The 24,295-nt window shown below is 51.8% G+C and carries 19 protein-coding genes, 1 tRNA gene and 2 rRNA genes; 20 read left to right on the forward strand and 2 right to left on the reverse strand.

Annotated features, from left to right (window positions below; genetic code table 11):
• Positions 1-247: 247 nt before the first annotated feature.
• From ABXT50_RS02340 to ABXT50_RS02425, 18 genes are all read left to right on the forward strand, one after another.
• Positions 248-3,348, forward strand: a 23S ribosomal RNA gene (locus ABXT50_RS02340).
• 99 nt (positions 3,349-3,447) lie between these two features.
• A 5S ribosomal RNA gene (gene rrf, locus ABXT50_RS02345) occupies positions 3,448-3,564 on the forward strand.
• A 975-nt stretch (positions 3,565-4,539) separates the two neighbouring features.
• Positions 4,540-6,408, forward strand: a complete 1,869-nt coding sequence (locus ABXT50_RS02350; RefSeq protein ID WP_415274568.1) for an HAD-IIA family hydrolase — start codon at positions 4,540-4,542, stop codon at positions 6,406-6,408.
• Between the two features lie 117 nt (positions 6,409-6,525).
• A complete protein-coding gene (locus ABXT50_RS02355; RefSeq protein WP_415274569.1) occupies positions 6,526-7,317 on the forward strand; it encodes a TlyA family RNA methyltransferase in 792 nt (263 codons plus the stop codon).
• An 88-nt stretch (positions 7,318-7,405) separates the two neighbouring features.
• Positions 7,406-8,305, forward strand: coding sequence for an NAD kinase (locus ABXT50_RS02360; protein WP_415274570.1), 900 nt, complete (start codon positions 7,406-7,408; stop codon positions 8,303-8,305).
• On the forward strand, positions 8,302-9,966 hold the full coding sequence (gene recN, locus ABXT50_RS02365) for a DNA repair protein RecN (RefSeq protein WP_415274571.1): 1,665 nt from the start codon (positions 8,302-8,304) through the stop codon (positions 9,964-9,966). The genes ABXT50_RS02360 and recN overlap by 4 nt, the downstream gene beginning before the upstream one ends.
• Positions 9,967-10,017: 51 nt before the next feature.
• The gene (locus ABXT50_RS02370; protein WP_415274572.1) at positions 10,018-11,682 is read left to right on the forward strand and encodes a CTP synthase; all 1,665 of its coding nucleotides are present in this window, start codon (positions 10,018-10,020) and stop codon (positions 11,680-11,682) included.
• A 6-nt stretch (positions 11,683-11,688) separates the two neighbouring features.
• Entirely contained in the window at positions 11,689-12,585 is an 897-nt protein-coding gene (locus ABXT50_RS02375; protein ID WP_415274573.1) for a site-specific tyrosine recombinase XerD, read from the forward strand.
• A gap of 29 nt (positions 12,586-12,614) precedes the next feature.
• A complete protein-coding gene (locus ABXT50_RS02380) occupies positions 12,615-13,439 on the forward strand; it encodes a ParA family protein (RefSeq protein WP_415274574.1) in 825 nt (274 codons plus the stop codon).
• Positions 13,423-14,226 carry a segregation and condensation protein A gene (locus ABXT50_RS02385; protein ID WP_415274575.1) on the forward strand — a complete coding sequence of 268 codons (804 nt, stop codon included), beginning with the start codon at positions 13,423-13,425 and terminating at the stop codon, positions 14,224-14,226. Before ABXT50_RS02380 ends, ABXT50_RS02385 begins: the two co-directional genes overlap by 17 nt.
• Positions 14,227-14,228: 2 nt before the next feature.
• Positions 14,229-14,777, forward strand: a complete 549-nt coding sequence (gene scpB, locus ABXT50_RS02390; protein WP_415274576.1) for an SMC-Scp complex subunit ScpB — start codon at positions 14,229-14,231, stop codon at positions 14,775-14,777.
• Positions 14,764-15,546, forward strand: coding sequence for a pseudouridine synthase (locus ABXT50_RS02395; protein ID WP_415274577.1), 783 nt, complete (start codon positions 14,764-14,766; stop codon positions 15,544-15,546). Before scpB ends, ABXT50_RS02395 begins: the two co-directional genes overlap by 14 nt.
• Complete coding sequence (gene aroH, locus ABXT50_RS02400) at positions 15,546-15,908, forward strand: chorismate mutase (RefSeq protein ID WP_415274578.1); 363 nt, start codon at positions 15,546-15,548, stop codon at positions 15,906-15,908. Before ABXT50_RS02395 ends, aroH begins: the two co-directional genes overlap by 1 nt.
• Positions 15,905-16,969 (forward strand): prephenate dehydrogenase, encoded by a 1,065-nt coding sequence (locus ABXT50_RS02405; RefSeq protein ID WP_415274579.1) that lies wholly within the window; start codon positions 15,905-15,907, stop codon positions 16,967-16,969. Before aroH ends, ABXT50_RS02405 begins: the two co-directional genes overlap by 4 nt.
• Positions 16,969-17,604, forward strand: coding sequence for a (d)CMP kinase (locus ABXT50_RS02410; RefSeq protein WP_415274580.1), 636 nt, complete (start codon positions 16,969-16,971; stop codon positions 17,602-17,604). Before ABXT50_RS02405 ends, ABXT50_RS02410 begins: the two co-directional genes overlap by 1 nt.
• On the forward strand, positions 17,601-19,058 hold the full coding sequence (gene der, locus ABXT50_RS02415; protein ID WP_415274581.1) for a ribosome biogenesis GTPase Der: 1,458 nt from the start codon (positions 17,601-17,603) through the stop codon (positions 19,056-19,058). The genes ABXT50_RS02410 and der overlap by 4 nt, the downstream gene beginning before the upstream one ends.
• Positions 19,058-19,939, forward strand: a complete 882-nt coding sequence (locus ABXT50_RS02420) for a DUF368 domain-containing protein (protein ID WP_415274582.1) — start codon at positions 19,058-19,060, stop codon at positions 19,937-19,939. Before der ends, ABXT50_RS02420 begins: the two co-directional genes overlap by 1 nt.
• 25 nt (positions 19,940-19,964) lie before the next feature.
• Positions 19,965-20,038, forward strand: a tRNA-Pro gene (locus ABXT50_RS02425).
• 117 nt (positions 20,039-20,155) lie between these two features.
• On the opposite strand, the gene ABXT50_RS02430 is transcribed toward ABXT50_RS02425, so the two are convergent.
• Together ABXT50_RS02430 and ABXT50_RS02435 are read right to left on the reverse strand one after the other, a co-directional pair.
• A complete protein-coding gene (locus ABXT50_RS02430; protein WP_415274583.1) occupies positions 20,156-20,824 on the reverse strand; it encodes a hypothetical protein in 669 nt (222 codons plus the stop codon).
• 398 nt (positions 20,825-21,222) lie between these two features.
• Positions 21,223-21,363 carry a hypothetical protein gene (locus ABXT50_RS02435; RefSeq protein WP_415274584.1) on the reverse strand — a complete coding sequence of 47 codons (141 nt, stop codon included), beginning with the start codon at positions 21,361-21,363 and terminating at the stop codon, positions 21,223-21,225.
• A 403-nt stretch (positions 21,364-21,766) separates the two neighbouring features.
• Here ABXT50_RS02435 and ABXT50_RS02440 point away from each other — a divergent pair, with 403 nt between their 5' ends.
• Both ABXT50_RS02440 and ABXT50_RS02445 read left to right on the forward strand, forming a co-directional pair.
• Positions 21,767-22,801 (forward strand): hypothetical protein, encoded by a 1,035-nt coding sequence (locus tag ABXT50_RS02440; RefSeq protein WP_415274585.1) that lies wholly within the window; start codon positions 21,767-21,769, stop codon positions 22,799-22,801.
• A 442-nt stretch (positions 22,802-23,243) separates the two neighbouring features.
• Entirely contained in the window at positions 23,244-24,278 is a 1,035-nt protein-coding gene (locus ABXT50_RS02445; RefSeq protein WP_415274586.1) for a hypothetical protein, read from the forward strand.
• Positions 24,279-24,295: the final 17 nt, after the last annotated feature.

Consider the following 24,295-nt stretch of genomic DNA (forward strand, 5'->3'; position numbering starts at 1 on the left):
GTCGGAACCTTGCTGGAGGAGATTGTGGTTAGCACGCTGTTGGGTCCTTGGGGATCGGAAACGATTACCCAGGGGCCATTTCGAGTTTCGACTCATCATGGTCAGGTTCGTATTGAGTAAGGAAACTTACGAATGCGGAACCGCCCGTACTTTGAGAACTACATAGTGGACGCGAGCATCTTTAGACCTGGATTTATTCCAGGTCAACGATTTATTGCGAATTTATTCGTGATAGATCATCTTTGTGTGTCAAGTTTCAAAGAGCACACGGTGGATGCCTTGGCAATAGGAGCCGATGAAGGACGTAGCAATCTGCGATAAGCCTCGGGGAGTTGATAAGCAAACTTTGATCCGAGGATTTCCGAATGGGGAAACCCAGCTGGACTAGATCCAGTTACTCCTGTCTGAATGTATAGGACAGGTAGAGGGAACGTGGGGAAGTGAAACATCTCAGTACCCACAGGAAGAGAAAACAACAGTGATTCCGTTAGTAGTGGCGAGCGAACGCGGAAGAGGCCAAACCAGACATGTGTGATAGCCAGCAGGCGTTGCATGTTTGGGGTTGCGGGACTTCTCTGCAGATCTGCTGATCTGCACGAGTAGGTAAATGATGTAGACGAATGGTCTTGAACGGCCAGTCATAGAGGGTGCGAACCCCGTAGTCGAAACGTTATTTCCGCTCGAGAAGTATCCCAAGTAGCACGGAACCCGTGAAATTCTGTGTGAATCTGCGAGGACCACCTCGTAAGCCTAAATACTACCTATTGACCGATAGCGGACAAGTACCGTGAGGGAAAGGTGAAAAGTACCCCGGGAGGGGAGTGAAATAGTACCTGAAACCGTGTGCTTACAATCCGTCGGAGCCAGCATGTTCTGGTGACGGCGTGCCTTTTGAAGAATGATCCTGAGAGTTAGTGATCTGTGGCGAGCTTAACCCGAGAGGGGGAGGCGTAGCGAAAGCGAGTCTGAATAGGGCGCTTTAGTCGCAGGTTCTAGACCCGAAGCGAGGTGATCTATCCATGGCCAGGTTGAAGCGACGGTAAGACGTCGTGGAGGACCGAACCCACTTCAGTTGAAAATGGAGGGGATGAGCTGTGGATAGGGGTGAAAGGCCAATCAAACCTCGTGATAGCTGGTTCTCTCCGAAATGCATTTAGGTGCAGCGTCTTGTGTTTCTCTCTGGAGGTAGAGCTACTGGATAGCCGATGGGCCCTAAAAGGTTACTGACGTTAGCCAAACTCCGAATGCCAGAGAGTTAGAACAAGGCAGTGAGACTGCGGGGGATAAGCTTCGTAGTCGAAAGGGAAACAGCCCAGACCACCAACTAAGGTCCCTAAGCGCTTGCTAAGTGGGAAAGGATGTGGAGTCGCATAGACAACCAGGATGTTGGCTTAGAAGCAGCCACCATTAAAAGAGTGCGTAATAGCTCACTGGTCAAGTGATTCCGCGCCGACAATATAACGGGGCTCAAGCAAGTCACCGAAGTTGTGGCATTTGTACATTGCCAGGTCGTAAGATCCAGGCGTACAGATGGGTAGGAGAGCGTCGTGTGGCGAGCGAAGCGGCGGGGTGACCCAGCCGTGGACGCCACACGAGTGAGAATTCAGGAATGAGTAGCGAAATGCGGGTGAGAAACCCGCACCCCGAATGACTAAGGGTTCCAGGGCCAGGCTAATCCGCCCTGGGTAAGTCGGGACCTAAGGCGAGGCCGACAGGCGTAGTCGATGGACAACGGGTTGATATTCCCGTACCGGCGAAGAACCGACCAAACTAATCCAGTAATGCTAAGTAGCTGAAGCTGCTTACTGATGCCTTCGGGCTGAGGTGGGCAGACGAGCCTACGACCCTATGCTGGTGCGGTTAACGTATTAACAGGTGTGACGCAGGAAGGTAGCCTCCGCGGGGCGATGGTTGTCCCCGTTTAAGGATGTAGGGCGAGAGATAGGCAAATCCGTCTCTCACATAGCCTGAGATCTGATGATGAGTCCTTATGGACGAAGTGGGTGATCCTATGCTGCCAAGAAAAGCATCGACGTGAGGTTCAAGCTGCCCGTACCCCAAACCGACTCAGGTAGTCAAGTAGAGAATACTAAGGGGATCGAGAGAATCGTGGTTAAGGAACTCGGCAAAATGCCCCCGTAACTTCGGGAGAAGGGGGGCCTGAGGCGTGAAGACATTTACTGTTGGAGCGCTGTATGGCCGCAGAGACCAGTGGGGAGCGACTGTTTATCAAAAACACAGGTCCGTGCGAAGTCGCAAGACGATGTATACGGACTGACGCCTGCCCGGTGCTGGAAGGTTAAGAGGATGGGTTAGCTTCGGCAAAGCTCAGAATTTAAGCCCCAGTAAACGGCGGTGGTAACTATAACCATCCTAAGGTAGCGAAATTCCTTGTCGGGTAAGTTCCGACCTGCACGAATGGCGTAACGACTCCCCAACTGTCTCAACCGCGAACTCGGCGAAATTGCACTATGAGTGAAGATGCTCATTACGCGCAGAAGGACGAAAAGACCCCGTGACCTTTACTATAGCTTGGTATTGGTGTTCGGTGCTGCATGTGTAGGATAGGTGGGAGACTATGAAGCTTGGACGCTAGTTCAGGTGGAGTCATTGTTGAAATACCACTCTTGTAGCCCTGGATATCTAACCGCGAACCGTGATCCGGTTCCGGGACAGTGCCTGGTGGGTAGTTTAACTGGGGCGGTTGCCTCCTAAAAAGTAACGGAGGCGCCCAAAGGTTCCCTCAGCCTGGTTGGTAATCAGGTGTCGAGTGTAAGTGCACAAGGGAGCTTGACTGTGAGACTGACAAGTCGAGCAGGGACGAAAGTCGGGACTAGTGATCCGGCAGTGGCTTGTGGAAGCGCTGTCGCTCAACGGATAAAAGGTACCTCGGGGATAACAGGCTGATCTTGCCCAAGAGTCCATATCGACGGCATGGTTTGGCACCTCGATGTCGGCTCGTCGCATCCTGGGGCTGTAGTTGGTCCCAAGGGTTGGGCTGTTCGCCCATTAAAGCGGCACGCGAGCTGGGTTCAGAACGTCGTGAGACAGTTCGGTCTCTATCCTCTGCGCGCGCAGGAAATTTGAGAAGACCTGACCCTAGTACGAGAGGACCGGGTTGGACAAACCTCTGGTGTGTCAGTTGTACTGCCAAGTGCACCGCTGATTAGCTACGTTTGGGAGGGATAACCGCTGAAAGCATCTAAGCGGGAAGCCTGCTTCAAGATGAGATTTCCATGACTTTATTGTCGAGAGGGCCGCAGCTAGACTACTGCGTTGATAGGCGGGATGTGGAAGTGCTGAAAGGCATGGAGCTGACCCGTACTAATAGCCCGATAACTTGATACAATTTCAAAATTGTGCTTGCGTCCACTGTGTGGTTCTCGAGGTATGGTCGAGAACCGAATATAAGCTTATGCTTAATCGATTCACATATCTCAATAGTGTTTCGGCGGCCATAGCGAGAGGGAAACGCCCGGTTACATTCCGAACCCGGAAGCTAAGACTCTCAGCGCCGATGGTACTGCAGGGGAGACCCTGTGGGAGAGTAGGACACCGCCGGACTTACTTTAGAAAAGGCCACTCCTTATGGGGTGGCCTTTCCTATTAAGCGATTTGCCTTAGGAGCGATCTTGGAACAACGAGGAAAAAAACCTAGACCCAACGAAGAGGGCCCAAGTGGTCGTGGGGAGCGCACTGATAAGGAGCGCCCTGAGTGGCAGACTCGGGTTCATCGTGTCAAAAATGACGAGAAGTCGCCTCTAATTCCTTCTCAGGTAACCACGGACGACATCGACATTTCGGTGCGCGTCCAGTTAAAAACACTCACAGCCGAAAATGCAGAGATGGTGGGTAGACACCTGGCCATGGTTTCGCTGCTGATCGACGACGATCCCGCGTTAGCTCATAAGCATGCCCTTGCGGCCTCAAGACGGGCCGGAAGACTTGCTATCGTCCACGAAACACTAGGCCTAACCGCCTACGCGAGCGGTGAATTTGCGCTTGCCATAAGAGAATTATTAACACATCGAAGACTGTCCGGGTCCAACGACCAACTGCCTTTGATCGTAGATTCTGAGCGTGGCCTTGGTAGGCCCGAGCGCGCTCTAGAGGCCGTGGTTGGCATCGATCGATCAAAGCTCGATACAGGGGTCCGCATTAATTTGGCTATCGTCCTGTCTGGGGCGAGGCTCGACTTAGGTCAGGCCAAGCTAGCGGTGCAAGAGCTGGAAATCCCCGAACTTAATCCCAAGCGCATCTTTCAACAGTCTCCTCTGCTCTTCCGGAGCTACGCCGAGTGTCTTCGGGAAGCCGGTAGCGATGGCGACAAGTGGGACGAGCTTGCTCTCAGGGCAGAAAAGGCCATGGCCGAGCAGGGCGAGGAGTTATTTCAGGTTTTTGAGGAAATAAGCATTCCCACCAGCGAGGACTTTGAAAGAACAATGAAGCCCGCCAACTCGTTTAGCCACAGTGATCGAAAGTTCACCCCTGGGGATCGCAAATTTACTCCGAGAGAGGGTGGGGCAGCTAGGTCGGATCGTGCAAGTCGTCCGGATCGTACCGATCGACCTGACAGATCTGCCAGTTCAAGCCGCACCGATCGACCTGACAGATCCGATAGTCCAAGTCGTCCGGATTCTGGTCGTCCAAGTCGTCCTTACTCAGACCGTTCGGAGGGGACTGATCGTCCAAGTCGTCCGGATCGTACCGATCGACCCGACAGATCTGCGAGTTCAAGCCGCACGGACCGACCTGACAGATCCGATCGTCCAAGTCGTCCGGATTCTGGTCGTCCAAGTCGTCCTTACTCAGACCGTTCGGAGAGGACTGATCGTCCAAGTCGTCCTTACTCAGACCGTTCGGAGAGGACTGATCGTCCAAGTCGTCCGGATCGTACCGATCGACCCGACAGATCTGCCAGTTCAAGCCGCACGGACCGACCTGACAGATCCGATCGTCCAAGTCGTCCGGATTCTGGTCGTCCAAGTCGTCCGGATTCTGGTCGTCCAAGTCGTCCTTACTCAGACCGTTCGGAGAGGACTGATCGTCCAAGTCGTCCGGATCGTACCGATCGACCCGACAGATCTGCCAGTTCAAGCCGCACGGACCGACCTGACAGATCCGATCGTCCAAGTCGTCCGGATTCTGGTCGTCCAAGTCGTCCTTACTCAGACCGTTCGGAGAGGACTGATCGTCCAAGTCGTCCGGATCGTAGCGATCGACCTGACAGATCTGCCAGTTCAAGCCGCACGGACCGACCTGACAGATCCGATCGTCCAAGTCGTCCGGATTCTGGTCGTCCAAGTCGTCCGGATTCTGGTCGTCCAAGTCGTCCTTACTCAGACCGTTCGGAGAGGACTGATCGTCCAAGTCGTCCGGATTCGAAGCGTCCAGATTTCAAGCGCTCGGACAATAAGGGGAAAGGCCCTAGAGGTGCTGGCAAGTAAATACGACTCACTTTTATTAGATCTCGATGGGGTCGTTTATCAAGGGTCAGAGGCGATTGTAAATGCCGTTGAGTCGGTCAATAGGGCTGCAAGTCTCGGTATTCAGGTGGGCTACCTGACTAATAACTCTTCTAGGCGTGCAGAGACTATTGCTGAACAGCTGATCGGTTTTGGAATCCAAGCTACCGCGGAGCAGATCGTAGGTTCGGCTAGTGCCGGGGTTATGTTGCTGGCCAAGAAAATTCCGATGGGCGCGAAAGTGTTGGTAGTTGGCGGGGACGGCTTGAGGCACGCCGTGGAGGAGCGGGGTTTTCATGTAGTCGACCATGCGTCCCACGCTCCAGCGGCCGTAATTCAAGGGTTTAGTCCGGACGTGTCCTGGAGGGAACTAGCTCAAGCGTCTTTCGCGATTCAAGGTGGGGCGATTTGGATCGCCACGAATCAAGATTGGACCGTCCCGGTTGAGCAGGGCATAGCCCCTGGAAACGGAACACTGGTGGGTGCCGTTCATACCGCTGTCGGAATACTTCCGGAAATAGCGGGCAAGCCCTTCAAACCAATATTCGATCAGGCACTCGTTCAGCTGGGAATCAAGAATCCGTTGATGGTCGGAGATCGCTTGGATACTGACATTCGAGGGGCCAACGGCTCTGGTTTGGATTCGGCTGTTGTCCTGACTGGCATTGTCACGCGCAAGGAGCTTTTGGCAGCAGGTAAAGAGGACCGACCTAAATTCATACTTCAGGACCTGACGGGACTATTCGATCCCTACCAGCAGCCAAAAAGCACCAGGAGAGGTGCCAAGTCTGGCGACTCCACCGTCGAGCTTCTGGGTGACCGAGTAGTCATTGTTTCCGGAAATCCGCAGTCATTGGACACATTGAAGGCGGCTTGCCACGTAATCTGGACGAGTGGACGGCCAATATATGCCCTCAATGTCGACGCGAGCATCTACAGCTAGGACGAAAATGGCAATTGATAACTTAGAGCTTCGATTACTTGAGATTGAGAACATGACGATTGACGATCAGGTCCAGGCATTGGACCAAGTAGTTGAAGAGCTAGAAGAGAATTTATTTTGAGTGAGCGCTTAGACATAGAGATTGTAATCCGAGAGCTCGCTCGCTCCAGGTCTCAGGCAAGTGCACTTATTGCATCGGGCAGAATCAGCGTCAATGGGCGTTTGGCGAAGAAGCCCTCTAGCAAAATTGAGCCGGGAGACAAGGTCGAGTTATCTGCTGGTATCGACTTCGTTTCAAGAGCCGGACACAAACTGGCTCACGCTCTCAGTGAGTTTGACATTACTCCCGAGGGGTTATGCCTAGATGCCGGAGCGTCCACTGGCGGATTTACGCAAGTCTTACTAGAAAATGGGGCCGATAAGGTGCTTGCGGTTGATGTAGGGCACAATCAGCTCGTCGATTTTATTAGGGACGACCCTCGAGTGGTCAATCTAGAGGGGCAAAATCTTAGACATTTGACCAGCGAACAGGTAATCGCGGCGGTTGGAGAAGCTCTGTTTTCATTAGTGGTGGTTGATCTGAGCTTTATTTCATTAACACTTGTCACCCAAAAGCTTGCGGAGCTGGCGCCAAAAGCAGAACAAATTTGGCTGATTAAGCCCCAGTTTGAAGTTGGAAAGCACTCATTGAGCGCAACCGGTGTGGTGTCGAGCCGAAACGAGCGTAAGCGTGCGGTGGAGCAGGTCTTAAAGGGTGCCAATGACGATGGTTTTTACTGTCACGGACTTACCGAATCTCCCATCAAGGGGACGAACGGCAACGTTGAGTATCTGTCTCTAATGAAATTCGATTTACTTGATTACGGAGTGGAACAGCTTATGGTGGACAAACTTTTTTCTAATAAGTAGTCCGGATTCTTTTTATGCTCAATCCTGTTAACAACTAGTACTTGTTCATGAACTAGTTACTAGTCTTAAGGGGTTCGAAAGGTTGCCAATGGCTAGAAATGTTCTGGTGGTTTCCTCTGCTGAGTCTGCTGAGCAGCTGCAGAGAACGCTGGATGCGTGCTCGAGCCTTGAAGAGCTCGGCATGAACTGTGTCTTTGCAGCCGAGGACATCGGACGATTACGGGCGCAATTTAGTAGTGCCCCCTCGGATAAAAGCCTCTTCACAAATCAAGACCTAGAGGTTGTCCTTGTGCTTGGTGGAGATGGTTCAATTCTTAGAGCAGCCGAATTAGCCCGATCTCAAGACGCGCCTATTCTTGGAGTCAATTTGGGGCACATTGGATTTATGGCGGAGGCCGAGGTAGACGACCTGACTAACGTGCTTAGGGCGATCTCAGACAGAAACTACACGGTTGGGCATCGAGTAGCACTCGATGTAAAGGTTTTTCAGGACTCCGAACTCGTATTCGAAAGCTGGGCCCTCAATGAAGTTTCCGTGGAGAAGAGCTCACGTGGGCGCATTCTAGAAGTTGTTGTCGAGGTGGATTCAAGACCAGTCTCCTCGTTTGGTTGCGACGGTGTCCTTGTAAGCACCCCCACCGGATCAACCGCCTACGCCTTCAGTGCGGGTGGGCCAGTTATTTGGCCGGATGTGCAGGCGATGATGCTTGTCCCCATCTCAGCTCACGCCTTATTTGCTAGGCCGCTTGTGGTGGCACCGGATTCGGAGCTGGCAATCGAAGTTCTTCGACGTTCACCTGGCGAGGGAGTCGTCTGGTGCGACGGTAGAAGAGCCACGGACCTTGGTCCCGGTTCAAGAATTGAAGTGAAGAAAAGCCCAAAGTCAATCCCAATGGCTATTTTGACCGACGCTCCATTCAGCGACAGGTTGGTTAGAAAATTTGCGCTCCCGGTAACCGGCTGGCGAGGTCCGGAGGCAACTGCGTGATCGCAACTCTCGGTATTCGAAACATAGGAGTTATCAGTTCTGCGAACCTAGAATTTGGTCCAGGGTTCACTGCCCTCACCGGTGAAACCGGCGCGGGTAAAACTATGGTACTCACGGCTTTGGGTTTGCTTCTGGGAGCCAGGGCCGATTCCTCCACCGTCCGTCGAGGTAGTCAGCAACTTTTGGTTGAGGGCAGGATCTTCTCGACCAATCCGGAACTGTTAACCAGACTCCAGGATCTCGGTTGCGACACTTCCGAGGACGAAATTCTTATTAACCGCACCGTGTCGAGTGATGGAAGGTCCAGAGCGGCCATTGGCGGCACTGCGGTCCCTGTTTCAGTCCTCGAGGAGATAACGAGCGAGCTTGTGACCATTCATGGCCAGAGCGAACAGATTCGCTTGAGATCTCCGGCTAAGCAACGGGAAGCCCTCGACTCTTTTGGAGGCACGGGCTTAGCCGCGGCGAAGACAACATACTTGGGAACCTTTCGAGAGTTCCAGGAGCTTCGTTCTCGCATCGAAAGAATGCGAACGGCCTCCGAGACGGACCAACTAAAACTGAACGCATTACGTTTGAAAATCGCCGACATAGCCGGGCTGGAATCTCAAGTTGGAGAGTTCAACGAGGTCGAGGAGCAGATTCACCGGCTGTCAAACGTTGAGTCACTGCGGTCGGCTGCCACCAAGGCGCACGATGCCCTTAGTAGCGAAGACGGCTCTGATGCCACGGAGTTTTTGGCAAAGGCTTCCAAGTCACTTGAGAGCACCAGCGATCCGGACCTAAAGAAGCTAGCGAAGCAGCTGTCAGACCTTACGTCGCTTGCCGGGGACATTTCGGCTGAGTTGGCGAGTTACTTAGCTGATCTCGATGCCGACCCTCAAGTTCTCGATCGATTACTCGGAAGAAAGGCTGAACTCGTAGCCGTTGAGCGTAGATACGGGGTGCCTATTGAGGAGCTACTTAGTGACCTTCCTGGTTTTGAGTCGGACGTCCTGGACTTGGACTCCTCGGACGAGCAGATTGAAAAACTTGAGACGCATTTTCGGGGTCTTGAGTCGATGCTTCAATCTCACGCCGCAGCTTTGACCGCCGAGCGATTAGCTGCGAGCTCACTACTTTCGAGTCGAGTGTCAGAGGAGCTAGCACAGCTTGCAATGTCCGGCGCACGCCTAGAAATTCAGGTCACCCCCGGCTCCGATTTTGATGTGCACGGTGCCGACAAGATTGAATTTTTATTGGCCGCGCACTCAGGCGTTGACCCGCGACCATTGAGCAAGGGAGCTTCGGGCGGTGAGCTTTCCAGAATAATGCTCGCGATTGAGCTGGTACTGGTAGCTGGTCAGCAGCTTCCAACCATGATTTTTGACGAAGTAGACGCTGGGGTTGGAGGGCAGGCAGCGGTTGAGCTTGGAAGAAGACTAAAGAAGCTGGCGGAGTCCACGCAGGTGATAGTTGTTACCCATCTTCCGCAGGTTGCTGCGTTTGCCGACAGACAGATTCGCGTGTCCAAGAATGTTTCCGGTGAAATCACGGAGTCATCCGTGGAATTGCTGAGCGACACCGAGCGTCAGACTGAGCTGGCACGAATGCTTTCCGGTAATCCAGATTCCGAGGTCGCGCTTGAGCATGCAAAAGAATTATTGGATTCTGCAAGGTAATTGTCTGTGTCGGGCTATTTCTTGACGCTTCAACTGATAGGTTGAAGTTCCATGGTCGAACGCTCTGGAACCCCCAAACATATCTTTGTAACCGGGGGAGTCGCATCCTCATTAGGCAAGGGCCTGACAGCAGCCTCACTGGGTAATCTCCTTCGGGCTCGCGGGGTTTCGGTCGTGATGCAGAAGCTTGATCCATACCTAAACGTTGACCCCGGAACAATGAATCCGTTTCAACACGGTGAAGTGTTCGTAACTGATGATGGCGCGGAAACCGATCTTGACATAGGGCACTACGAGCGCTTTCTGGACATAAATCTGGATGCAGCAGCGAATGTAACAACGGGTCAGGCTTACTCGACCGTGATCGCCAAAGAGCGAGCCGGAGAATATTTAGGCGACACAGTTCAAGTAATTCCGCACATCACGGACGAGTTGAAGAGGCGAATGCGCCTACAGGCAAACAAAGAGCCAATTCCTGATGTAATTATTACTGAAATTGGTGGAACAGTCGGCGATATTGAGTCCCAGCCATTTATGGAAGCAGCTAGGCAAATAAAGCAGGACGTTGGGCGGGATAACGTATTTTTCGTCCACGTCACACTTGTTCCTTTTCTCAAGCCGTCCGGTGAACTGAAAACTAAACCAACCCAGCACTCGGTGGCGATGCTTCGATCGCTCGGCATTCAGCCGGATGCGATTGTCTGTAGGTCGGACCGAGAATTACCGGATGCAATAAAGAGCAAGATTTCTCAAATGTGTGACGTTGACCGGGAGGCAGTTGTTACCGCCGCGGATGCATCTTCTATTTACGACATACCTCAGGTTCTTCACGACGAAGGTCTCGACAGCTACATCATCAAGGCCCTAAGGCTTGAGACTAGCGACGTTGACTGGACCAATTGGGATCCGGTGACTGAAGCTGTGCATCGACCAAAGCATGAGGTCAACATTGCGCTGGTTGGCAAATACATAGATCTTCCTGACGCGTATCTTTCTGTGACGGAGGCACTGCGTGCCGGTGGATTTGCCGAACTTACGAAAGTAAACATTCACTGGGTCCGATCCGATGATTGTGAAACTGAGCAAGGGGCGCTTAACCATCTGGGCGAAATGGATGCTATTTGTGTCCCCGGTGGTTTTGGCGTGCGCGGCATTGAGGGGAAACTTGGTGCCTTGAAGTTCGCCAGGGAAAATCAAATTCCAACACTAGGTCTCTGTCTTGGATTGCAGTGCATGGTTATTGAGTTCGCAAGAAACGTTGCAGGCATTACAGACGCAACCTCCAGCGAATTTGACCCCGAAGGCAAAAATCCCGTGATCGCCACCATGGCGGAACAAGTAGACAAGATTGCGTCCTCCAACCTTGGTGGCACGATGCGTCTTGGCCTCTATGAGGCAAACCTATTGCCGGGCTCGGTTGTGTCTAAAACCTATGGCTCTGACTTAGCCAGTGAGCGTCACCGTCATCGCTACGAGGTCAACAACTCATACCGCGAGCAGCTTGCCAGCGCTGGCCTAGTTTTTTCCGGTACATCGGAAAAGGACAGCCTCGTTGAGTACGTTGAACTTCCAGCAGATGTCCATCCGTATTACGTCTCCACTCAAGCTCACCCGGAATTCAAGTCGAGACCAACAAAGCCAAACCCGCTGTTTCACGGTTTAGTAAAGGCTGCTCTAATAAGACAGCAGCAGCAGCGCCTCTTTGAAGGGAGCTAACTACTTGTGTTGCCGTTAGATGTTTATCTCCGGCACCTCAGCGTTGAGCGAGGCCTGAGCAAGAACACTTTGAGCGCATACAAAAGTGATTTGGGCCTCTACTTTAGTTTTCTGGGGTCAAATTCTTTGACGGAACTTACGGTTTCCGCTCAACAGCTCATTGATTTTTCGGTGTCATTGGGTTCCACTGGGTACAAAGCCACGAGCATCTCTAGAATTTTGGCGGCCGTGAGGGGTTTTCATAAATTTCAAGTTTTAGAGGATAAGAGATTAGATGACCCGACAAGCAAGCTTCGACCGCCAAAGCTTGCCTTCAGGTTGCCCAAGGCCCTAAGCCAGCGGCAGGTTTTAGATCTACTTGCTGCAGCGGGCCCAGAGCCAGAGGAAAAGTCCACTGATTTACTGAGACTACGAGATCGTGCAATTTTGGAGCTGATGTATTCAACTGGAGCCAGGGTTAGCGAAGTGGTTGGTCTGGATTTAGATGAAATCAATGATTCGGGCCTTATTCGAGTCCGCGGCAAAGGCGCCAAGGAACGATTAGTGCCGCTGGGCGGTTTTGCTATGCGTTCCACGCAGGCTTATTTGGTGCGAACTAGGCCTGACTTGGCCGAAAAGGGTGGCGATAACGCGCTTTTTCTAAACGGCCGCGGTGGCAGGCTCAGCAGGCAGAGCATCTGGGCAATAATCCAAAAGGCTGGCAAAGCTTGCGATTTGGAAGTTTCCCCTCATTCGCTTAGGCATTCGTTTGCGACTCATCTGATAGAAGGTGGTGCGGATGTGAGAGTGGTGCAAGAGCTGCTTGGACACGCCTCGGTCGCCACCACTCAGATTTACACATTGATGACCGTGGACACACTCCGCGAGGTCTATCTGAGCGCTCATCCTCGTGCTCGGCGGTAGGCTAGTGCAAAGATAATTTGGAGGTTTGGGTGAATTTGTCAAACAAGGCTTTCCCCGTTCCGGGGAAGCTAAAGCAGCACGGTCCCGCGCGCATTATTGCAATGTGCAACCAAAAAGGCGGAGTGGGTAAAACAACTACGACCATTAACCTCGCTGCATCCCTAGCGGAGTACGGTCGGAAAATACTTGTTGTGGATTTTGACCCGCAGGGGGCCCTGTCGGTAAACCTTGATGCTGACTATCAGGACGCGACAACTATCTACGATCTTCTAATGGATTCGACTTTGGATCCTGTGGCCGCAATTCAAAAAACGAGCATGGAAAATCTCGATGTGATTCCAGCAAACATCGATCTGTCGGCGGCCGAAATGAATCTTGTTACCGAGATGGGCCGAGAGCGCGTCTTGGACGGCATCTTGAACAAAGTAAAAAACGATTACGACATCATCTTTATCGATTGCCAGCCTTCACTTGGATTGCTTACTGTCAATGCTTTGACCGCGGCCCACGGAGTACTAATCCCAATGGCTACCGAATTCTTCGCGCTTCGAGGAGTGGCTTTATTGGTTCAGACGATTGACAAGGTAAAAGCAAGGACCAACCCTGCCTTGGAGCTCGATGGTCTCATCCCGACGATGCACGACTCCAGGACCCTGCACGCCCGTGAAGTGCTAGCCCGATTGCAAGAAGCGTTTCCAACACTCGTTTTTGACACGGCCATCGACAGAACCGTTAAGTTTCCAGATGCAACTGTCGCCCGCAAGCCGATTACTCAATTCGCGCCGAATTCAGCTGCCGCAGAGTCTTATCGCAGGGTTGCAAGGGAGCTGGTGAAACGTGGCAGCGCAGCTTGAGTCGGAAGTTGACTTCCAGCTTCACCTTGATAATTTTGAGGGTCCGTTTGACTTGCTGCTCAACCTGATTGGTAAGCACGAGCTCGACATTTCCCAAATTGCCCTGGCGCGCGTCACCGATGAATTCCTGAAGTACGTAAAACAGCTTGATAGCAAGCAGGAGATCGAAAGCGCTTCTGAATTCTTGGTCGTAGCCGCAACGCTATTGGACATGAAAATTGTCAGCTTGCTGCCCCAGGGGCAGGCAGTCGACTCAGAGGACATTGCTGGCCTAGAGGCAAGAGATTTGTTATTTGCTCGATTGCTTCAATACCGCGCATTCAAGGAGATTTCCTCGTGGTTCAGCACGGCCCTGGAGCTGGAGTCAGTTCGCATTACCCGTGAGGTCAGGCTTGAAGAGATTTATCGAAACCTCCGACCAGAATTGGTCTGGAGCACCGACCTAGATCAGTTTTCCCAGATGGCTCAGCTGGCATTTGTCCCGAAGGAGATCCCGGGCGTCGGTTTGACTCACTTGCACGCTCCGAAGATAAGCATTCGAGAGCAGGTTGGAATTTTGGTTTCAAAGCTACGAAAGACTAAGCGCCTTAGTTTTCGGGAGCTCATCGCCGACAGTAAGGATCGCGGCGAATTTGTAGCGCGTTTTTTGGGAGTACTGGAGCTTTATAGAGTTGGAGCAATTTCCATCGAGCAGGCTGGGCCGTTCTCTGATTTCACGGTAATTTGGGAAAATAGTAACTTTAGCGATGAAACTCTGGCTAGTTTAGGCACTGACTATGAGAACTAATAATGAGAAATGACTTCGAGCTACGCGCTGGCCTAGAGGCACTTCTTGTCGTGGCTGAAACGCCACTAAACCTAATAACTCTTGCCGGAGCACTTGAAGCACCGATCGGTGAAGTAAAAAAAGAGATTGATTCACTTGTCGCAGACTACGAGAGTGCTCACGAGGGTGCCGGTCGAGGTTTTGAGCTTCGAGAAGTAGGGGGCGGATGGCGTATTTACGTTCGCCAGGCCCACGATTGGGCCGTCAGGCAACTGGTTGCCAACGAAAACCCATCGAAGCTGAGCCATGCTGCGTTGGAAACCCTGTCGGTAGTCGCCTATCGGCAGCCAATTTCTCGTGGTCAAGTGTCCTCTATTAGGGGGGTAAACGTTGATTCAGTCGTGCGGACGCTGATGTCAAGGGGTTTGGTTACCGAGCTTTACACCGATTTAGACACCGGTGCCGCAATGTTTGGAACGACTCAGATGCTGTTAGAGGTATTGGGCATCAATTCACTAGATGAGCTTCCAGCAATTAGCCCCTACCTCCCAGATCAGGATGGCATTGAGTAATCGAGAAGATAAGCAAGAAGGTAAGCCCGAAGGAATAAGGCTTCAAAAAGCCCTTTCCGCGGCTGGTATTGCATCCAGGCGTGCCTCAGAGGACCTAATCGTCAAGGGAAGGGTGAAGGTCAACGGCAAAGTTGTTACCGAGCTTGGAAGTCGAGTTCGGCCATTGGAAGACAATGTCGAAGTGGATCACAAGCCAGTTCAGATGGACCCAGACCGGGTGTACTACGCGTTCCATAAGCCCAGGGGCGTTGTCTCCACAATGGCAGACGAAAACGGCAGAAACTGCCTGGCGGATTACTTTATAGGGATGGATCGTGTTTTCAACGTCGGCAGACTAGACGCCGAAACTACCGGTTTGATTCTTATGACCAATGATGGCGAACTTGCTAACCAGCTTGCTCACCCCAGCTACGAAGTTGAGAAGCTCTACGTCGCCAAAGTCAAGGGAGTCCTTGGCAGAGTCGAAATGCAGAAGCTAAAAGATGGTGTCCGTTTAGAGGATGGGCTTGCGAAGCCAGACAGCGCCAAGATTCTGGACCAGAACGATACCTCCACGCTTTTGGAGCTAGTTATGCACTCCGGGAAAAACCGAATAGTCAGGCGCATGATGGAGGCACTCGGCCACCCAGTGTTAGACCTAACCCGAAAGAGCTTTGGGCCGCTAAGGCTCGGTAACACTAAGGTCGGACAGTTCCGGGAGCTTAGTAAGCTTGAGGTTGGTTCACTGATGAAGGTTGGTCAGGACGGCGAGAAGTCAAGGAGGCGCTAATGGCAGTTCGTGCGATTAGGGGCGCCATCCAAATTGACGCAGATGACAGAAGTAATCTGTTGCAAGCCACGGCTGAACTGGTTACCAAGGTCATGCACGCCAATTCTCTTGAGAGTGCAGACTTGATCTCAGTGTGGTTTACAGCCACCCCGGATATTACAAGTGAGTTTCCAGCGGTAGCAGCTAGAGAGCTTGGGCTAGGGGATGTCCCTCTAATGTGCAGCGTAGAGATGAACGTCGCTGGAGCTATGCCTAGAGTCATTCGATTGATGATGCACGTTGACACCAAGACCGCACGTTCTCAGATTCAACATGTCTACCTCAGAGGCGCGCAAGCCCTCAGGCAAGATTTAGCCCAGTGAACCAAGCGATAAAAATAGTTGGGGCTGGTCTTATTGGCACCAGCCTTGGATTAGCGCTCGCCCGAAAAGGCGTTATTGCTTCCTTGAGTGACCACTCGAAGGCAAACCTTGCCTTGGCCATCGAATACGGTGCAGGCATTGATTCTTCTGTTGAGCCAGATCTTGTAATTGTGTGCGTGCCACCGGATCTGACTGCAAAGGTTATTTGTGAGCAACTTGCAGAGCACAAAAATGCCGTGGTAACCGACGTGGCAAGCGTAAAGGTAACGATTGCTAACGAGGTAAAGCTTCAAGCAGCGTCAGACTCTGCTCGTTACATAGGCTCTCACCCAATGGCAGGCAGAGAAACCGCTGGTCCGAAGGGTGCAAGAGCGGACCTATTCTTTGCCAGGCCGTGGGTGATTACCCCTAACGACTCTTCTTCTAGCACGCAGCTGGAGCTCGTGACTGAACTTGCGCTAATGCTTGATGCACTGCCGGTTGTGATGTCTGCTCAAGAACATGATGGTTCGGTCGCGTTGGTTTCACACTTGCCCCAGCTTGTGTCATCGGCGCTCGCAGCAAGGCTTTCGAGTGGATCAAATGCAGATCTAAACCTGGCAGGTCAAGGCCTTCGAGACACTACCCGGATAGCTGCTAGTGACCCAGATTTATGGCTGCAGATTTTGAGTCAAAATTCAGCTTCAATAGGGCCGCTACTGGTGGAATTTAGTAAAGACATAAACAACCTCGTGGAATCGTTTCAGAACTCTGACGAATCCAGTTCCCTTGCGGTTATTCATTCGCTGCTGGCGGCTGGAAACCATGGGGTTTCGGCGATTCCAGGTAAACACGGCGGAAAGTATCTTGAATACAAAACTGTCACGGCGTTGATCGACGATTCACCTGGTGCTCTTGCAGCGCTCCTGACATTTGTGGGCGAAATCGGCGTGAACCTGGAAGACATAAAGCTCGAGCACTCGCCGGGAGCAGCAATCGGCCTAGTGGAGATGCAAGTCCTACCTGCAGTTCAGGAAAAGTTGATGGCACAGCTTGTGCAAAACGGTTGGCGGCTGGCCTAATGGCTGAAGTGGTAATTGCCATTGATGGACCTGCTGGTTCCGGTAAATCTAGCGTCTCCAAGGCTGCTGCTCGGGAGTTGGGCTTCGGTTATCTGGACACGGGAGCCGGCTATAGGGCTTTCGCAATTCATAAGTCCAACTTTCCAGGCTTAGAGCTGGATCGATTGATCGGAAGCTTTGACTATTCGATTTCAATCGACCCGGATAGTGAGCTGGTCATGCTTGCAGGTGTTGATGTAACAGCAGAAATCAGGACAGCGGCGGTATCAGAAGCTGTGAGCGCTGTTGCCAAAGAGCAGCTGGTTAGAAACCTTCAGCTTCAGGATGCTAAAAAAAGAATTAACGACTGTCTAAAACGGGGCATCATCGTAGAGGGCCGCGACATAACAACGGTGGTCGCGCCCCAGGCAATATTAAAAGTTCTGCTAACTGCAAGCCCAAGCGTTAGGCTAGAGCGCCGGGGCTTAGATGGAACTGAGCCTGCTGGCAATATCCTCAAGCGAGATTTATCTGATGGTCAAATTGTTGACTTCATAACCCCAGGTGAGGGTGTCAGTTTGCTGGATACAACCGAGATGGATTTTCAGCGCAGCGTTGCTGCGTTGGTAAAGATGATTAGGGACGTGAATAAGTGAGCGATTCAGACAACTTAGAAGAGGCCAAGGCTGGTCTTCTGAAGGATGAGCTCGTCGACTACGAGCTTGATCAAGAAGACATTGGTCTTCTAGATCTTGAATTGGCCGACAGCCCAGAAGAGGGCTTTCACACCGCCCCTCCAGTTCTCGCAATCGTGGGACGGCCAAATGTTGGCAAGTCCGCTCTCGTTAACAGAATCTTGGGCCGGAGAGAAGCAGTTGTTGAGGACAAGCCGGGGGTCACTCGAGATCGAGTGTCCTACAAGGCTGAATGGAACGGTAAGCCCATAACTCTTGTCGACACCGGTGGCTGGGAGATTGACGCCAAGGGTATCGATTTAGCGGTAGCCGCTCAGGCCGAAGTGGCCGTAGAGCTATCTGACGGAGTTCTGTTTATCGTCGATGCAATGGTTGGCCCAACTGCATCTGATGAGCGAGTAGTTCAAATGTTGCGCGCAAGCGGCAAGCCGGTAATTTTGGTAGCTAATAAGATTGACGACCTGCACCTCGAGCCAGAGGCAGCAAGCTTGTGGTCACTAGGACTGGGGGAGCCCTTCCCGGTTTCCGCCCTGCACGGTCGCGGAGTCGCGGATTTATTAGATGCCGCTCTAAAGATGCTTCCTGAAAAGTCCGAAGTAGCCGAAGCTGAATATTCTGGACCCAGACGAGTCGCACTTATCGGTCGCCCAAATGTTGGTAAGAGCTCGCTGCTAAACAAGGCAACTGGAACTAACCGTGCAGTCGTGAACGAATTAGCCGGGACCACTCGCGATCCAATTGACGAGCAGGTCGAAATTGCTGGAAAGACTTGGCGCTTTGTTGACACCGCCGGTATTCGCAAGAAGCTTCACAAGGCGCAGGGCGCGGACTTCTATGCTGCGTTGAGAACCGCAGCAGCGCTCGAGCGCTCAGAAGTTGCTGTGGTGCTGTTTGATGTCACACAGCCGATCAGTGAGGCCGATGTCAGAATCGTTCAGCTGGGCTTGGAATCTGGTCGAGCACTGGTTTTGGCTTTCAATAAGTGGGACTCACTTGATGATGAGCGCCGCATGTATCTTGAAAAAGAAATCGAATCAGATTTGGCTCACGTTGACTGGGCTCCGAGAGTTAACCTGTCGGCTTTGACCGGTAGGCACTTGGAGAAACTGGTTCCAGCCCTAGAGGTCGCTCTAGAGTCTTGGGACAAGAGAGTACCAACCGGCAAGTTCAATGCGTTCTTGCAGGAGATTCAGGCTTCCAATCCGCACCCAATTAGGGGCGGCAAGCAGCCTAGAATCCTGTTTGGCACGCAGGCTGCCGCCAGACCACCAAAGTTTGTTGTGTTTTCCACCGGTTTCTTGGAGGCCGGCTACCGAAGGTTCATTATTCGTAAACTTCGCGAAACCTATGGCTTTGAGGGCTCTCCGGTTGAGCTTGGCGTAAGGGTCAGAGAGCGCCGTAAAAGGCTTCGCTAGTGAAGCCTTCGCTGTTTGCCGGTAACGCCCTGAGGGGCATGCTCATTGGAACGGCCGAGGTAATTCCGGGAGTTTCCGGTGGGACAGTTGCGCTCATAGTGGGTGTTTACGAACACATTATCAACGGCATTTCTAATCTAGTTCGAGCCTTTGGGTTTTTACTCCGCGGCAAGCCTAAAGATGCCGGCAAGCTATTTCGCGAAATCAGATTCACGATTTTGCTTCCGATATTATTCGGAATGATTCTGGCGATCCTTACGACGGCGTCGGTTTTGGAACCACTTCTAGATACGGAACCAGAAATCGTTCGTGCCGCGTTCGCGGGCATGCTCGTAGCTTCGCTTTATGTTCCGATAAGACTCATTGGAAAAAACTTTCGGTCAATTCACTTGGTCATTCTGATTATTGGGGGGACAGCTGCTTTCGGGTTAACCTCTGTGCCAAATGCCGGCCTGGACAATCCCGTTGCCTGGCAAATTGTTCTGTTTGCAGGATTGGCTGTCTGCGCGCTGGTCCTGCCGGGTGTTTCCGGGTCTTTTTTCTTGCTGGCGGTGGGAATGTATGGGCCAACTATCGCAGCGGTAAACAACCGTGACCTTGGATACCTAGGCCTGTTTGTTATCGGAGCGATTATCGGCCTCCTGAGCTTTGCAATGGTCATGAAATGGTTCCTGGATAACTACCGCGCCCTAACTCTTAGCTTGATGATTGGCCTGATGATCGGATCGCTTCGAGCGCTCTGGCCATGGCAAGATCAAAACCGCGAGCCCCTAGGCGTCACGGACCCAACTGTCCCAGTAATAGCGTTATTGCTGGGAGCAGGGGTCGTTTCTCTAACAATTGGCCTGGAACGGTATCTCAGGGGCAAAGCCATCCAATAGGCTTTCGTGAGTTGTCTAGCGGCAACGGGCTGTAGCGCAGCTTGGTAGCGCACTTGTCTGGGGGACAAGGGGCCGCGGGTTCAAATCCCGCCAGCCCGACGGGATATGAAGCGTATTGGAGGGGAATTTCCCCTTAAATAACTCCTTAAGTATCCGCGGATAGCTGGTGGCCTCAGCTTTGCTACGAAGCGAGCCTGACTTGAAACTGTCAAGCTGCTAGGGGAGTTCGAGTCCCCTTATCCTTTTCATGGCCGGCATTTCGCCATGATTAGACCTGTACTCTGTCACGAAGTGGTGCATCCACCTCAATGAATCCTCGTCGTTGGCGATAATCGAAAACTCAATTTTATGTATGCCCCATTCGTCCCTACCCCTGGAGTCAAGGCAGTCCCTGATGTTCCCTTTACCTAAATATAGGAGCTCATCGTTGACATCGAGGTAACGGTAAATACCCTTCGCCTCAGACGGGATAGAAGAACTATTTTCGTAGAGCGCCATTCTCTCAAACGTAGGCCGTAGCCTTGTAAACCAAACTTCCTTGCGACGGTCAAGAGTCAACTCAAAAGTGCTTTCGAGCCCTTCTTTCTTAGCGGTCTGCCCTAATAAAGGGCTTCCATTAATAAACGCGCCTGTCCGGACAATACGACTTTTACCAGCCGAACCATTTGGCTCAAACCGCAGTGAATCCATCGGCCTTTCGCCTACGGAGAATTTAAAGCCAACCCAACAATCGTCGCTGTCCTGCTCAATTAGCCGGCACCATTCGGCCTGCTCTAGATTCGCGACTTCGACGAATTTAGCCGAAAAGTAAATCGCAGCTGCCTTTATGGTGACAGATGGTGCCCCGTCTGGAACGGCAGTAATGATCGTTGGACTTATCCCCATGTCATGCCCCCTTGGTGCAATTTCCAGCTCGACCAAGAACTAAGTAATTGTGTATTGCACTAATTTCAGACTACCTTCGTCCAAACGCTTCAAATCTAAAAAACCGTTATGTGGTGAAGTTTTTCATAGATCTCTCCAGCGGCTGGTTCAGGGATCAGTAGGTAGCGACGGACTTTGGAAGTGGCTCAGAATGATTCGAGCAATGACCTGGGGTCGCAATCCCAGTAAACAAGAATCCAGCCGGAGTGCAGTTTGAACGCTCGTAGGGGTTCGTTCTTGCGTCATAGGTCGCAATTCATCTCCAGATATTATTCCGGTTTGATCGCCATGCGCATTCGTTATTCACAGCGAGTGCGAGAGGGAATAACAGCCGTTTCGACCAGTGATCACTGCAAAATCTACTTGTCGTCCCACTGTGGATTGTCGGCGTCGGGTTTACTGTTCTCTTCCGGTTGACGCTTTTTGGATCGCACAACAAAAAAACTGAGCACACTTGCGGCCGCCGCGCCCAATACCAGCAGCACTAAAAGCGTTTCCAAGACCATAAGCATTCTCCCTTGAATTAGTTAGTTCAGTACTTCAGCTTAACCAGCCAAAAGGACCAATGGACGTCTCATTTGGCAGAAACTATCCAAGCAAGGTAACGATTTAGAGGCGCCTGTGACCCCTTCGGGCGCGCCTCTGTTCCTTACCACTAGCCCTAAATCTGCTTAGATAAGCTGGAGTTGACGTTAAGTCGCCTAGTTATTAATCCCAGTGTGAAGGGAAACCATTCATGATGTAACTCAGGGGACAAGGGGTCGCGGGTTCAAATCCCGCCAGCCCGACGGGGTATCAAAAGTGCTGGAGCCATAATCTCCGATGTGAGCTACTTTGCTGGAAGGCCGTAGCGCGCAATTATCAGGTCCGATTTAGGTATCCCAGCATTATAAAATTATGCTTGTGAAATTATCTAATTGCTCATTTATTTTGGCCGCAACACTTATCCTCTCCGGCTGTGCCAGCGGGGAAATTACAGTCGATGGGCCGCAAAACCTTTCGTTTGGTGTGGCGGTAGATGAACCTGTTCAGCTTTACATGGCTGCATCGGACATAGACCCTGGCTACGAAGCTGAGTACCGAGAAGTAATGGCGAACCTAAATGCCTTTGTGGGCGGATATTCCGGCTTCAACACTTACATTTTTTCGACGTGGGAAAACTCCTCGGCAATTATTGAAGACTTGAACCGATTTACCCCTGCTTACCGTTCCATAGACACTTTCGATGATCTAGAACAGAATTGCCTCAGCACTGTTGGAAACGGCCTAAATAAATTCGGTATCTGTCTAAACGAGAAAGACTGGTACTTCTACGTTGGAAAAAATCCTGGAGGCTTAACTAAAGAGTCGGCCCGTTATGACACCTATACGGGGGTAGCTCACGAATACTTCCACTGGTTCCAGGTCAATATGGCGGGACAGAAGCACTTGGATTACCAGGCTAGCCCGCACGTTAGTGCTCCGACATGGTGGGTCGAAGGCACGGCAAGCCTATTTTCATTTCTCTGGATAGAGGAAAATGCCCCTAGTTTTTCAATTTTCCAGCAAGGGGTCCCCGACGACTATCAATGGCGCACCGATCCCCAAGTTTGGCAATGGGGCGCGAGTGATCAACTCAAAAGGTGCCCTGAGCATGATCTAAGTACCGGTGAAAGGTACGACACAGAAACAGAATGCACGCCGCCTTACGAAATTGCAATAGCTCATTTGGCTTCATTGTCCAGTTATCAAGCAGTGTTCGTTGACATTCCAAGAGACTTTCGCGAGATGGATTTCGAGGAGGCTTTTCAGAAAAATATTGGAATGTCCATGACGGATTTCTATCGCCAACATAAAGAGTGGTTTGTCAGTACGTCTGGTCAAGACGGAGAGTCGGCCTACGCGGAAATCTTCCCAAAGGAAAAGTTTTCGTCCTTAGTGAAGTTTCCCAACTATTAGCTTTGCCTAACAGCATTTTTCACGCCTCTGGAGGAAAAGACTAATTATTAGCGCAGCGTCTCGATGTCCCTAAGTCTGCCGGAGCAATAACGAAAACTCTCTGCCTTCGGGTCTCTAAATCTCTCTCGCAAAGAGAAGGCCCTGACCAGAATGTCTTCCCAGGCATCCACCCGCTAGAGCATTATTCGGCGGTGTTCGCACTCCTGAACGAACGCGATTTCCGAACAGCCACGAACACTTACGAACAACCACGAACAACCTGCAGGTAACTGGGGGGCGAGAAGCCGCTGGTTCAAATCCGTCCAGCTCGACGGTATTTTGAGTGGGTTGCTGTCAATGTCCCCACACTTCAGCACCAACGGCTGGTATGAATTGGTATGCGTGACTTGTGGGTTGTCGAAAAACGTTAGCCTAGACGCGTAATGGGGAAATTAGGTCGCAAATGAGAACAGCCATCAGCTTGACTATTGCCGCAGCGCTTATTTTTGTCGCTGGCTGCAGCGCCGCGGAGCCGATCACCGAGGATGGGGAAACTCAAGCGGCGCAGTCTGAGACTACAGAGACTGAGGTTGCGGAAGTATGCGATCCTGCCGCCGCACACCCAAAGGGCGCTTTTGGATTTGCAACTCAATTAGATGACAGCCTGCCTGAGGCTTGGCGGCTTGAGTTTGGTGTGATCATAGCCAACCTTCAGGAGGTTGCCCCAATTTCTCCGTGCCTTCATGACTTCAGGGACTCAGAAACCAATGAGTACTCCGTTAAGTCACCCATGAGCATCTATGCCTGGAGTAATGCTGTTGATAACCCTTGGCCTGTGGAGAGACCAGGTATGGAGGGCACTAGTATTTCCGGTGACGGAACGAATACTTGGATGATTCTGGAAATATATCAAGATGAGTTTGAATACGACGACCTGCACAGATTCTCCGTCATTGCTCATGAGTATTGGCATGTGTATCAAAGGGGCGCCTGGATGGCGGATTCTCCGCCTGTAGGTGATTCTTGGCCGGTTTGGATGTGGGAAGGCGGCGCGCAAGTCGTCGAGGAGCTATATGTTGCAGAGCACTATGACAGGAGCAACTTCGACAGCAACTTGTTTCCCGTTATCGCCACCGGCCTAAGTAACCCGTCAGATTTTGAGCTTTACGACCGTGATGGTGGTGCTGCTGGCGGAGAGCTTGATCTCAATACATCCGCATTCATGTTGCTGGCTTTCGCGAAGGAGCTACAAAAGACCCAGGGGATCTCTGAGGCTCAAGCCTTTAGCCTTATTTTGACGGCTCCCGCCAAGCCCAATTCGGCAACACCATTCTTAGACGTTTTTGGGATGACTTCTGAGGATTTTTACACCTCGCTGAATCAGTACCCAGCAGTCGACAGTGGTGAAGACTGGTTTGAAGGTGACGTTGTTGATGCCTCGGATGTTATGCCGAGCAAGGACTTGACTTTGGCTAAAATTCTCGCACCGTCCGAGTAAAAGTTCGGCTAGGCGGG

It is taken from the genome of Aquiluna sp. Uisw_065 (assembly GCF_047731275.1).
Classification (GTDB): Bacteria; Actinomycetota; Actinomycetes; order Actinomycetales; family Microbacteriaceae; genus Aquiluna.

Excerpts from the sequence above, each read along its gene's own strand:
- aroH (WP_415274578.1), top strand. The coding sequence starts at position 15,546 with ATGGCAGTTCGTGCGATTAGGGGCGCCATCCAAATTGACGCAGATGAC.
- ABXT50_RS02370 (WP_415274572.1), top strand. The coding sequence starts at position 10,018 with ATGGTCGAACGCTCTGGAACCCCCAAACATATCTTTGTAACCGGGGGA.
- ABXT50_RS02360 (WP_415274570.1), top strand. The coding sequence starts at position 7,406 with ATGGCTAGAAATGTTCTGGTGGTTTCCTCTGCTGAGTCTGCTGAGCAG.
- ABXT50_RS02395 (WP_415274577.1), top strand. The coding sequence starts at position 14,764 with ATGGCATTGAGTAATCGAGAAGATAAGCAAGAAGGTAAGCCCGAAGGA.
- scpB (WP_415274576.1), top strand. The coding sequence starts at position 14,229 with ATGAGAAATGACTTCGAGCTACGCGCTGGCCTAGAGGCACTTCTTGTC.
- ABXT50_RS02410 (WP_415274580.1), top strand. The coding sequence starts at position 16,969 with ATGGCTGAAGTGGTAATTGCCATTGATGGACCTGCTGGTTCCGGTAAA.
- ABXT50_RS02445 (WP_415274586.1), top strand. The coding sequence starts at position 23,244 with ATGAGAACAGCCATCAGCTTGACTATTGCCGCAGCGCTTATTTTTGTC.
- ABXT50_RS02430 (WP_415274583.1), bottom strand. The coding sequence starts at position 20,824 with ATGGGGATAAGTCCAACGATCATTACTGCCGTTCCAGACGGGGCACCA.